Origin of the sequence: Arthrobacter sp. H5 (assembly GCF_000520595.1) — a bacterium.
Taxonomy (GTDB): domain Bacteria; phylum Actinomycetota; class Actinomycetes; order Actinomycetales; family Micrococcaceae; genus Arthrobacter_D.
The window spans coordinates 8,470-19,564 of the sequence record NZ_KI915010.1 but is presented as its reverse complement, the minus strand read 5'-3'; the positions used below and the strand labels follow the sequence as shown (position 1 = coordinate 19,564).

General features: G+C 62.3%; 10 protein-coding genes and 1 pseudogene. 6 read left to right on the top strand and 5 right to left on the bottom strand.

Annotated features, from left to right (window positions below; genetic code table 11):
* Window positions 1–199: 199 nt before the first annotated feature.
* The gene (locus Y708_RS0115810; RefSeq protein WP_028280673.1) at window positions 200–1,663 is read right to left on the bottom strand and encodes a cryptochrome/photolyase family protein; all 1,464 of its coding nucleotides are present in this window, start codon (window positions 1,661–1,663) and stop codon (window positions 200–202) included.
* An 81-nt stretch (window positions 1,664–1,744) separates the two neighbouring features.
* Between Y708_RS0115810 and Y708_RS27660 the strand changes: the two genes are divergently transcribed.
* Window positions 1,745–2,077: a hypothetical protein gene (locus tag Y708_RS27660; RefSeq protein ID WP_155853904.1), complete on the top strand. Its 333-nt coding sequence runs from the start codon at window positions 1,745–1,747 to the stop codon at window positions 2,075–2,077.
* A gap of 191 nt (window positions 2,078–2,268) precedes the next feature.
* On the opposite strand, the gene Y708_RS0115800 is transcribed toward Y708_RS27660, so the two are convergent.
* Window positions 2,269–4,785: a GcvT family protein gene (locus Y708_RS0115800; protein WP_028280671.1), complete on the bottom strand. Its 2,517-nt coding sequence runs from the start codon at window positions 4,783–4,785 to the stop codon at window positions 2,269–2,271.
* A 144-nt stretch (window positions 4,786–4,929) separates the two neighbouring features.
* Between Y708_RS0115800 and Y708_RS25640 the strand changes: the two genes are divergently transcribed.
* Complete coding sequence (locus Y708_RS25640; RefSeq protein ID WP_051479065.1) at window positions 4,930–5,709, top strand: IclR family transcriptional regulator; 780 nt, start codon at window positions 4,930–4,932, stop codon at window positions 5,707–5,709.
* Here the strand turns inward: Y708_RS25640 and Y708_RS0115790 are convergent.
* Window positions 5,702–6,544, bottom strand: coding sequence for a methylenetetrahydrofolate reductase (locus tag Y708_RS0115790; RefSeq protein WP_028280670.1), 843 nt, complete (start codon window positions 6,542–6,544; stop codon window positions 5,702–5,704). The two genes, Y708_RS25640 and Y708_RS0115790, sit on opposite strands and share 8 nt — an antisense overlap.
* A gap of 127 nt (window positions 6,545–6,671) precedes the next feature.
* Between Y708_RS0115790 and Y708_RS0115785 the strand changes: the two genes are divergently transcribed.
* Window positions 6,672–7,976, top strand: coding sequence for a glycine cleavage T C-terminal barrel domain-containing protein (locus tag Y708_RS0115785; RefSeq protein ID WP_028280669.1), 1,305 nt, complete (start codon window positions 6,672–6,674; stop codon window positions 7,974–7,976).
* A 24-nt stretch (window positions 7,977–8,000) separates the two neighbouring features.
* On the opposite strand, the gene Y708_RS0115780 is transcribed toward Y708_RS0115785, so the two are convergent.
* Together Y708_RS0115780 and Y708_RS0115775 are read right to left on the bottom strand one after the other, a co-directional pair.
* Window positions 8,001–8,531, bottom strand: coding sequence for a dihydrofolate reductase family protein (locus Y708_RS0115780; RefSeq protein WP_028280668.1), 531 nt, complete (start codon window positions 8,529–8,531; stop codon window positions 8,001–8,003).
* Window positions 8,532–8,678: 147 nt separating this feature from the next.
* Complete coding sequence (locus tag Y708_RS0115775; protein ID WP_028280667.1) at window positions 8,679–9,173, bottom strand: hypothetical protein; 495 nt, start codon at window positions 9,171–9,173, stop codon at window positions 8,679–8,681.
* Between the two features lie 503 nt (window positions 9,174–9,676).
* Between Y708_RS0115775 and Y708_RS28565 the strand changes: the two are divergent.
* The 3 genes and pseudogenes from Y708_RS28565 to Y708_RS31145 all read left to right on the top strand — a co-directional run.
* Window positions 9,677–9,787, top strand: a pseudogene (locus tag Y708_RS28565) (sigma factor-like helix-turn-helix DNA-binding protein); the annotation flags it as partial.
* Window positions 9,784–10,083, top strand: coding sequence for a hypothetical protein (locus Y708_RS0115765; protein WP_028280666.1), 300 nt, complete (start codon window positions 9,784–9,786; stop codon window positions 10,081–10,083). The pseudogene Y708_RS28565 and the gene Y708_RS0115765, both read left to right, overlap by 4 nt.
* 45 nt (window positions 10,084–10,128) lie before the next feature.
* The coding region (locus Y708_RS31145; protein ID WP_051479063.1) for a hypothetical protein at window positions 10,129–11,095 on the top strand (967 nt) is incomplete at its 3' end.

Genomic DNA, 11,095 nt, shown 5'->3' with positions numbered 1-11,095 from the left:
CCGGAAGCCTCCCCGTACCACGACCGTCACGGCCGTGGCCCAGGAGTGGTACGTCTTTCCTGACGATGCCACCACCGAATGGAGCCACACCTTCACCGCCGGACATCCCGGTCAGGGGGATTGAGGTGTTGAACGGTTGACCTTCGACAACTGCTGGGGTGCACCTTACGGGTGCGCCCCAGCGGCGTTAACCCCGGGCTTACTCCCCCAGCCAGCGCCCGGCCTCACGGCGCAGCGTCTGCTTCTTCCCGTCGTCGAACCCGTCAAATAAGGTGACCATCATCTTTGACCGCGGATTCCTGCTGAACATCCCGCGGTGGTCATCCACAAACTGCCAGTACAGCGCGTCCCAAGCCGGTTCCCAGTCTCCCCGCGGAAAGTCGCCCATCTTTCTCAGATAGTTGCTCCCACTGACGTAGGGCTTGGTGGTGATCATGTTCCCGGCCGCATACTGGCTCATTGCATAGACATTTGGCACCATCACCCAGTCGTAGGCATCGATGAACATCTCCATGAACCACTCGTAGACCGCGTTGGGATCGGTGCGGAGCAGGAGCATCGCGTTGCCCAGCACCATCAGACGCTCAATATGGTGTGCGTAGCAGGTCTGATTTATGCGCCCGACGACGGCGTCAACAGGTGCCAGCCCTGTGTCGCCGGTCCACCAGCCCGGATCCAGCGGGCGGCTGAACTGGAGCTCGTTCCGGGTCCGGATAGCGCGCCCCTTCAGGGCATACGCGCTGCGCATATACTCACGCCAGCCGATGATCTGGCGGACAAAACCTTCCACGCTGGCGATCGACGTGCCCCGTCGCGCTGCGTGGTCCAGTGCTATGTCAATGACTTCAGTTGGTGTCAGCAGCCCGACATTCAGACTGGAGCTCAGGGCGGAATGGAACAGGTAGCTTTCGCCGGCCGCGATGGCGTCCTCGTAGGGACCGAACAAGTCGAATCGGTCCAGCAGGAAGGCCTCAAGCGCTGCGGACGCCTGCTGGTGGGTGACTGGCCAGTTGAATTCTTCCGTGGAGCCGGGATTTCGGTGGAAGTAGCGATTTACCCACGTGATGGCCTCGGCAACGTGCCGTGTCCTGTCGACCTCCGGCATTGGCGGAATGGCGAGATTCCTGGGCAGCCTCCGCCTGTTGTCCGCGTCGAAGCTCCACTTTCCGCCAACCGGTCCGCCGTCGGAGTCGATCAGCAGCCCCAACCGCTTCCGCTGCCACTCGTAGAAGTTCTGCATGCGCCAGCCGTTGGAAGAGAAATACAATTCCAACTCGGTCCGGCTGGTGATGAAGCCCGGGCTGTCTTCGACCACGGGATCAATTCCCAGGCCGCGCAGTGTTGTGCGCAGCCTGCTGTCCAGCCAGTCGTCCACAACGTCGAAGTAGGTAGAGCCGCTCGCGCCGATCCGGCGCAGATGTTCGCCCAGCCCGTGCTGGCTGGACGCCCTCGAGGATGTCTCGATGTAGTCCACCTGCATTTTGGCAAGCCGGAGCCGCTCCTCGAAGTGGCGCATACCTGCCCGGTGCAGGACCAGCTTCTGCTTGTGAAACCTGTACTGCCTGAAAAACAGGTCATCCTCGACCAGCACAAAGCGTCGGGATTTCGGGGCGGAGAGATGCTCCTCGAAGAGCTGGTGCGGGAAGATCAATTGGACGTGCAAGGCAACACCTTCCGGCTGACTGCGCTTCCAGTCATTTTTTCACACGGCGGCACCATAGCTGCGAACGATAGTACTGGTGCGATGAACACGAGGGAGGCCGCCCGGCGCTGGGCTCATACCTGGGCCACGGCCTGGCCGCTCAAGGATGTTGAGGCGATAGCCGCGCTCCAGGAGGACGACGGCGACCACTTCGCCGAGGAAACCGCTCCGGCGGAGGCGTGGTTCGGTGAGCCCAGGGTCGACGGACTGTCAGCCACAGCTGAGTACTGGACCGTGATGTACATCAGCGGTGAGCCTATGACTATTTCCGGCTGCACCGTCCTCCGGTTCGACGACGCCGGTCTTGTTACCGAGGCGCGCGACTATTCCCACGTCAGGGAGGGCCGCCACGAACGGCCAACCTTTGTGCGGTAGGTCAGCAAATCATCGATCCTCGGCTACGCAGCACTAAAACGCGCCGGAAAGCCCGAGGAGATGGCCGAACTCCTCGAACCCCTGGGCACCGGCGTAGGGATTCGAGGCACGTTTACGAACCCACGGGGTCCAGCAGCAGCGATAACTGGGTCGTTGGATTCACGTGAATGCGACGATCGCCGCGAGGGAAGCTACCCTTTGATCCGCGCATTCTCCGGATCGAACAGCGGGGTGGCATCGGCCGCCACCACGGTCACGGGGTACCGCTCCTCCATGTAGTCGACGGCCAACTCCGTGCCAACCACTGCGAGCGCGGGCGGAAGGTAGCTCATCAGCACATGCTTACCCAGCGACGGAGCAGATCCCGCGGAGGTGACATAGGAGCGCCGCCCATGGCCATCGATCAGCGGCGCTCCGTCCCGCTCAACGATTGGTTCGCCGCCAAGCATGTACCGGCGTCGTCCGCTGGCGGAGACGTGATTATCCACTGTCAGGGAACAGAGCACTGCTGCCGGATCCTCGGCGCGTTGGGCGATGTACGCATCGCGGCCCGTGAACTCTGCATCTTTGACGCGGGGTCGCGTCATTGAGGCCTCGACCAGGGTGTGTTCCGTATCCAGCTCGGCGCCATGGGCCCGGTAGCTTTTTTCGATCCGCCCGGTGCCGCCATAGACGCCGGTTCCCACCGGGATAAGCCCGTGGGACGCCCCCTCCGAGCGGAGCAGATCCCACAGCCGTGCGCCCTGCTCCGTCGGTATGTAAAGCTCCCATCCCAGCTCACCCACGTAGGAAATCCGGGACGCAAGCACCGAGAGCGGACCAACCTGGATGTCGCGGCAGGAGCTGAACCGGAAGTCCTCATGACTGATGTTGTGATCAGTGAGTGCCCCCAGAATGTCTCGCGCACGCGGGCCCCAGAGACCCACTGTGGTGTAGGCGGATGTTTGGTCGACAATCTGCGCACTGCCGTCGGCCGGCAGGTGATCCTGGAACCGCCCGCGGTCAATATTGCCCGTCAGCCCGCCGGTCACCACGCGAAAATGCTCATCATTCAGGCGCATCACCGTGAGGTCGGCGCGGATACCCCCGCGTGAATCAAGCACGGGCGTGTAGATGACGCGGCCAATCCCGATGTCGGCCTGCGCCACCACCGTGCGTTGCACGGCCGCGAGCGCGCCCGGGCCAACGACGTCGAAAATTGCGAACGCCGACAGGTCCACGATCCCGGCCCGTTCCCGCATCGCAAGGTGCTCGGCGTTGATGATGGGGGACCACCAGCGGCTGTCCCACTCCACTTCCCTTGGCATTACGGCGTCCCCGTAGTCACCCAGCAGAACCTCGTTGGAGCCGTACCACATGGGCCGTTCCCAGCCGGCGGCCTCGAAGAATTCCGCCCCGAGCTCACGCTGGCTGGAGTGCATCGGCGACAGCCGCACGTTGCGGTTACTACCCCACTGCTCCCCCGGATGCACAATTCCGTAGGTCTTGTTGAACCCCTCCGATGCACGTGCCGTGACGTGGCTGCGGGTCCGCTGGTGGGGATAAAACCGCGCCACGTCGGCATGATGAAGATCGATCCCGGGGTTCCCGTGAGTCATCCACTCGGCCAGCAAACGCCCAACAGCCGGACCTTCCCTGATCCACACCGCGGCCGCCGACCAGAGGCCCCCCACCTCAGGGGTCTGCCCCAGAATCTGTCCGCCGTCTGCGGTGAGCGAAAGCAGTCCGTTAACCGCATAGTTGATCTTCACATCCGGATTACCCAGGATTTCAGGCATCAGCTCCCTGGCCTGCTTCAGCTGCGGCTCGAAGTCATCCGCCGTGAACGGCATCTCGGTGGGTGAGAGTTCCGCCTGGTCGATCGAGGGTATCCCGTCGGCATCGAGCAGGATGGGACGGTGCGCATAGGAACCGACTTCCATGTCGGAACCGTGCTGGCGCTCGTAGCAGAACGTATCCATGTCGCGGATGATGGGGAAGGAGATTTCCCCTGCTGTGCCAGCGAACCGGGGCACCGGGCCCACCTTGATGAGCTGGTGCACGGCAGGCGTCAGCGGGATCGACGCCCCGGCCATCGCTGCGATCCGCGGACTCCACACCCCACAAGCGACGACGACGGTGGCCGCCTCGATGTCGCCCCCGGTTGTCCTGACGCGGCGAATCCGGCCGCCCTCGACGTCAAGGCCGATCACCTCCATCCCGGAGACAACCTGCAGCGCTCCCAGCTCCTGTGCCTGTTTGCGCATGATTTCGCCGGCACGCACGGAATCGACCACACCGGCGGACGGGGTCCAGAACCCGCCCACAAGCACCGACGGGTCGATGAAGGGCACCTTCTCGTGTACCTGCCCGGGTGTGACCAGCTCGGAGTCGATCCCCCAGGCCTTCGCGGAAGACATGCGCCGCCGCAGCTCCTCCATACGCTCCTGCGTCCGGGCCACCTCAAAGCCGCCGGACGCGGTGAACACACCCATATCGCTGTACTGACGCACGCTGTCCAGGATGAGGTCGGTGACGCCCCGGGGATGGTTCACCGGGAAGATGAAGTTCGATGCGTGGCCGGTGGAACCACCGGGGTTGGGCAGTGGACCTTTGTCGATCTGCACAATATCGCGCCAGCCCAGCCGTGCAAGGTGGTGCACCAGGGAGTTTCCTACAATGCCGGCACCAATGACCACTACCTGTGCCCTGGTTGGAACGGTACTCATGTGCTGCTCCTCATCGCCAATCGCCACGAAGCCTCCCAGAATCCTTTGTCCGGAATGCGGGTGTCAAGGGGTCGCCTCAATTCCGTGGACTTCCCACTGGTAGAGTCTGGTTGATTTCATGCAAGCAGATAAAGGAGGCAGCAGGTGGCCAATGGTTCTCAGTCGATTGACCGGGCGGCGCTGCTGCTTTCCCTGGTGGTGCGGGCCGCCGAGCCAATCTCTTTCACCGAATTGGTGGAACAGACCGGGTTGGCCCGATCCACTGTTTCGCGGCTGCTTCAGGCACTCGAACGCAACGGAATGCTGGAACGCAACCAGGACGGGCATTTCCTGGGAGGCGCACTGTTTACCCACTATGCCAACCGGTTTGACCGCGTGGAGTCCCTGGCCACCGCAGCGCAACCGACGCTTGAGCGGATCGCCGAGGAGACCGGGGAATCGGTGACCCTCGGCGTACCCCGGGGAGACGCCGTCGTCCACGTTGCGCAAACCGACTCCAGTTACATCCTTGGCACTACCAACTGGGTGGGAGTGAACCTGCCGCCGCACTGCTCGGCGCTCGGCAAAGTGCTGTACGCCTTCGATGCGCTCCGTCTGCCCAAGGATCCGCTTGAGCAGAGGACCGGCAGTACGGTAAGGGATTTGGCAGCCCTCAAGATTGAGCTCACCAAGGTGCGGAAACGCGGCTACTCGCTGACGCGCAGTGAGCTTGAGGAAGGCCTCGATGCACTTGCCGCACCCGTCAGCGACAGTCATGGCAGGGTGCTCGCAGCGATCGGCGTATCCGGCCCTGCGTTCAGGTTGGAGCAGTCCCACCGGGAGATTGGCGCTCTGCTGGTTGCCGAAGCCGCACTGCTTTCGCGGATCCTTGCCCGGCGCGCGCGTAAGGAAGCGGCTGTTCCCGAGCCCGGAGCACTCAACTGACCCGACCGCCAATGCGCTCTATCAGGTTCCGCCGCCACTCTTCGGCTTGGCGCACCTGATTGAAGGTGTAGATGTGCAGCCCCTCAACCCTGGAATCCGGCGTCGCTAATGAGGGGGCGAGACGGTCGAGGAACCGTTCCGGGCTGTACCCGCCGGGCGCCGCAATCCGCGCAAGGACGGACGTGTTCTTGGCAAGGAACCGCGCGGATTCTCCGACCCCAATCTTTGTGGCCATTGACACCAGTTTTGACCGTTCAACCGGCCCCGGCATGCCGATCCACAGCGGCATAAGGACACCGCGCTTCCGCACGCGTTCAATCCAGGCAGCAACAACCGCAGGGTCAAGGCACATGTTGCTCACCACGTTGGTGGAGTGGCTGCGCTTGTCCCACATCGCTTGAATGGTGACGTCATCCGCAATAACGGGGTGGGACTCTGGATAGCCGGCGACTCCAACCTCCCGGAAAGGCCGTCCCAAAGCGGTGAGGTCCTGCAGCAGTTCAAGCGACCCCGCATAACCGTCCTGATCCGGCCGGGCATCCCCCGCTGGTACAAACACACTGTCGACGCCGGCCCCGACCAACTGTTCGACGATCTCCTCCAGGTGCGCCCGCCCCCGGACCATTCGCGCGGCAAGGTGCGGAATGACCCGGTAACCGGCGCGGCTGAGGTGTTCTGTCAGATCCAGGGTTGCCGCCAGCCCTTTACCGGCAGACGCTGTGACGGTCAGCAGACGGGCAACCGGCACGTGAGCCATCACCTCATCCGCAACGGACGCGGTGGGCAGCACTTCAAACCGGGCGGACTCAAGCAGTCTGCGGTGTAAAGGCTTCACAAAATCCCTTGCATGCCACACAAGCGTCATCCTACACTCATGATGTGGGACTAGAGTTCCACCTTATGAGACCACGCCGGCTGCTTCGGTCTGCAATCCCCCTGAGCCGGTCGATAGGGAGTTCACCATGCATCACAACGTTCCATCAGTTGATCAGCGCGACCGCACCGTACCGATAAACCTCCGCCAATCGGGTCCCACAGCAGTGGAACTGCAGATCGACACCCGGGTGCGCAAATCACCGTACTGGGCGCTTTCCCATGAAGCAGGCTGCTGGCGGGCGCAGGTTTATAACCGGATGTACCACCCCAGAGGCTACATTCGCCCCGAGGACGGCGGGATGATGGCCGAGTATGCTGCCCTGGTCAATCACGTCACCATGTGGAACGTTGCCGTGGAACGGCAGATTCAGGTCAAGGGTCCGGACGCGGAGGCGTTTGTCGACTTTGTCATCACCCGCGACGCCACAAAGATTCCCCCCATGCGGGCACGGTACGTGATCCTGTGCAACACAGCCGGAGGCATCCTCAACGATCCGGTGCTGCTGCGCATTGCCGAGGACGAGTTCTGGTTTAGCCTCTCGGACTCCGACCTGTGGCTGTGGCTCCAGGGGGTCAATGTCGGCAAACGCTTCGATGTGAGTATCAGGGAGATAGACGTCTCACCAGTGCAGATCCAAGGACCCAAATCCGTGGATCTCATGGTGGACCTGATTGGGCCCGCGGCAGCGGACATCCCCTCCTACGGGCTGCTCTCCTCCTCGGTGGATGGCTGTGATGTGATCATTTCGCAGACGGGCTTCACCGGCGAGAAGGGATACGAGATCTACCTCCGCGACGCAACCCTGCACGCCGAACGGCTATGGAATGCTGTTCTGGAGGCGGGCAAACGGCACAACCTCATGGTGGTTGCTCCGGCTCACCACCGGCGGATTGCAGCGGGAATTCTTTCCTGGGGACAGGACATGGACGCCGAGACGTTGCCTTTCCAAGTGAATCTGGGCTACCAAGTTCCCCGACAGAAGACCGCCGACTACATCGGAAAGGAAGCCCTGGAGACGGCGCGCGCAGCGGTGGAGGCCGGATCTCCCCCCTATACCCACACCCTTGTGGGCATGACACTCGGGGGCCAGCCGATCGACGACTATGCGCCCGACTTCTGGTTGATCAGCGCAGCGCAGGACGGCGACCCGATTGGCTACGTCACCTCCCCTTGGTACTCACCGGAATTAGCCACCAACATTGCGATGGGATTTGTACCGGTTGGCCTTGCCGCGCTCGGCACGGAATTGTGGGTCCACCTGCCCGAGACCTATGCCTCGGAGCCCGGCCGGCCGGTCAGCGCCGTCGTGGTCGAGATGCCATTCCGTCAGTCGGTCAACCCCAACCAGCGCGAGTTGTTGAAGACGCGCGGGATGGACGCCGCCATTTGAGGGTGCCACCGGCAACGACGCGTGCTACCCGATCGCGTAGCGGGTCTGCACCGCCCCGCCGTTCAGTGTCCTGGTCTCCAGATGCCGCAGTGGAATGTCCGCCGGGATCGCTCCGAACAGCGGCTTGCCCTCACCGATCAACACGGGCACCCGCGTGAGCGTCAGGGTACTGATAAGCCCGGCCGCGAGGAAGGTGCGCACTGTTCTGCCGCCGTCCACATACACATGCCTGGCGCCGTCGTCGTTCAATCTGGCGACCGCTTCCTCGAAGGACCTGACCACCTCTACCCGGCTGTCCCCGGTCTTCAGTGTGGTGCTGAGGACAAGCACCTTGGTGTCGCCATATGGCCACTCGCCGAAGGACTGCACAATATCGTAGGTGCTGCGGCCCATCACCATGTGGTCCACGAGCTCCATGAACGCTGTGAAGCCGGCGTCTTCCGGTGTTTCTTCGCTGCCTCCGGTGAGCCAATCGAGATCATCGTCCGTGCGGGCGATCATTCCGTCAACACTCATGCCTATGAAAACGTGTCCCTGCCACTTTCTCTCTGCCATATTTGCATCCTAAACCCTGTTGCAAGCACTTGTTCTGTGGCAATGTTGACGGCGTACACATCTGCGGCAACGGACCGGACATCGCCTGGTTCAAGGACCCTGCCGGGAACGTACTCTCGGTTCTGAAAACCGACTAACAACGGCGGTTCAGGGGTTCGGGGGCGGATCACCCGCGGTCTCGAACGGGAGCCCGGCTCCTTCCGGAAATGGGATGACACCCTGGGTTGAGGTGAGCGTCATCCAGGGACCATCGTGGTCCGACGCAAACAGAATGATGCGTTCATCGGTGTCCAGCTGGTCGCCGTCCGGATACTGGTTGGTTGCCCCGCATCCTACCGGTTGTGATCCGACCGTAAGCGTGCGGTCATCGAATTCTCCCCTGAGAACCTGCTCGACCTCGAACAGATACGTGTTCGCCGGACCGGTGTATCCGCCGCTGACGTAAGAATCGATCGTCCCGGCACCGTCCGTGACACGGCCCACCGCAACCAGTTTGGCGTCGTCGTACATCGACTGCGGCGTGGCGAAAAAGACCCAGTCGACGCAGGCCAGGGGCCTGTTTCCATCCATCCCGAACTGACAACCGGAGAGGGCAAAGGCAACAGGAATCATCAGCGCGAGCGTCGGTGCGCACCGGTTCATAGGTTGAGGGTAGCGCCGTCGGGCCTCATAGGGTTCAGCTCCGCGCAAACTGATGCCTACACGTTAGCTACCTGCGTTCGGCAAGCCCGGGCCACCGCAACTCGTTGAAAGAAGCGGCTCGGAGTGCTTCCGTGTGCTCCCATTGAGCCGGAGTTGGACGCTGTGGAAATGCGGCGATTTCGGGCCGCGAAAGAGGGCGAGCGATTGACACTAAGTCTGCTTAGGGTTAGATTTTCGTTGTTGCCCCAGTTCCCGGCAGCGTGGCAAACACAAAGGCGCCATCGAGGACGGTTTCCATGCTTTCAACGAGCACTTCCCATCTCCGCAGTCAACGCTTCGCAGCGGTAATTCAGCGGCATTGTCACCTCAGAGCATAAAGTTTTGAAAGCGCTTCTACTGTGGATCGCGGGGGCCCGGGAGGCCTTTACCTCGTTCTGCCGGGCGACTTCAGGACGGGTCTACAAGCCTGCGCCGGGTCCTCGTTGATGCCGAGCTCAGACAGCGGCCTCACTTATCGCGAAGTGGCAGAGAAGCTTTCCGCCCCGTTGCCAACAGTCAAAACCCGGATCCGGGACGGACTCAACCAACTCAGAGACTGCGTGGGCACAACATGAGCACCATTTCCGAAGGCGGGCCCATGATGCACCTGTCCCAACTGGAAGCCATCAGACACCAGATAGTACGCACCGTATTAGAAGTTCGAACCCTCTGCGAAGATGCCGGTGAAACCCACCCCAGCGGAACCACGACAGTTTGGGCCGAAAGTGCCCAACGGAGTCTCAGCGCAACCGTAAAGAGTCTCGTGGAACTCGACGACCGTTTACACAAGCTCCGAACCGCCAACGCAGAGTGCTTCTTGACCGCACCACCCTTCGAAGACGTCCAGGGACTGCTCGCTGGATCCCGGTAGGCGGGTTTTCGACAACAGCCCACAACCCCAACAAAAGGAACCAAAATGAGTACACAGAACTGGCCTCAGGATCCAACAGAGCCTGCGGACCCCGTCCAGAGCTACCCGGAAACTCCCATCTATCAAGACACTCAAAGCACCAATACCCAGACAAACTCCACAACATCCACCGCGAAGGATCAAGCCAAGGAGGTTGGCCACGAGGGTGTCGACGCAGCGAAGAACGTTGCCCATACCGCAGGATCCGAGGCAAAGAACGTCGCCCATGAAGCGGGCGCCCAAGCCAAGAACCTGCTGAACGAACTCGGCTCGGATCTGAAGAGCCAAGCCGGCGCGCAGCAGCAGAAGGTGTCCGAGGGGCTTCGGTCCATCAGTGATGAGCTGTCCTCGATGGCGGCGAAGTCCGAGGAGGACGGCACTGCCACGCAACTTGTGCAGCAGGCGGCCCAGCGGACCGGAGCTGCAGCAGGCTGGCTCGATGGCCGCGACCCGGGATCGCTCCTCGACGAAGTGAAGGGATTCGCGCGTGAACGCCCTGGCACATTCCTTCTTGTTGCGGCCGGGGCCGGACTGCTCGCGGGAAGGCTGACCCGCGGCCTCACCGGAGCCAAATCCGATGAATCGGAGCAGGGCAACACCGAATCGGCACCGCCTCGCACCGCCGATTCGGGCTACGGCAGGGTTAGTGATCCGCAAGCCGGCGCGCAGCAGCAGAAGGTGTCCGAGGGGCTTCGGTCCATCAGTGATGAGCTGTCCTCGATGGCGGCGAAGTCCGAGGAGGACGGCACTGCCACGCAACTTGTGCAGCAGGCGGCCCAGCGGACCGGAGCTGCAGCAGGCTGGCTCGATGGCCGCGACCCGGGATCGCTCCTCGACGAAGTGAAGGGATTCGCGCGTGAACGCCCTGGCACATTCCTTCTTGTTGCGGCCGGGGCCGGACTGCTCGCGGGAAGGCTGACCCGCGGCCTCACCGGAGCCAAATCCGATGAATCGGAGCAGGGCAACACCGAAT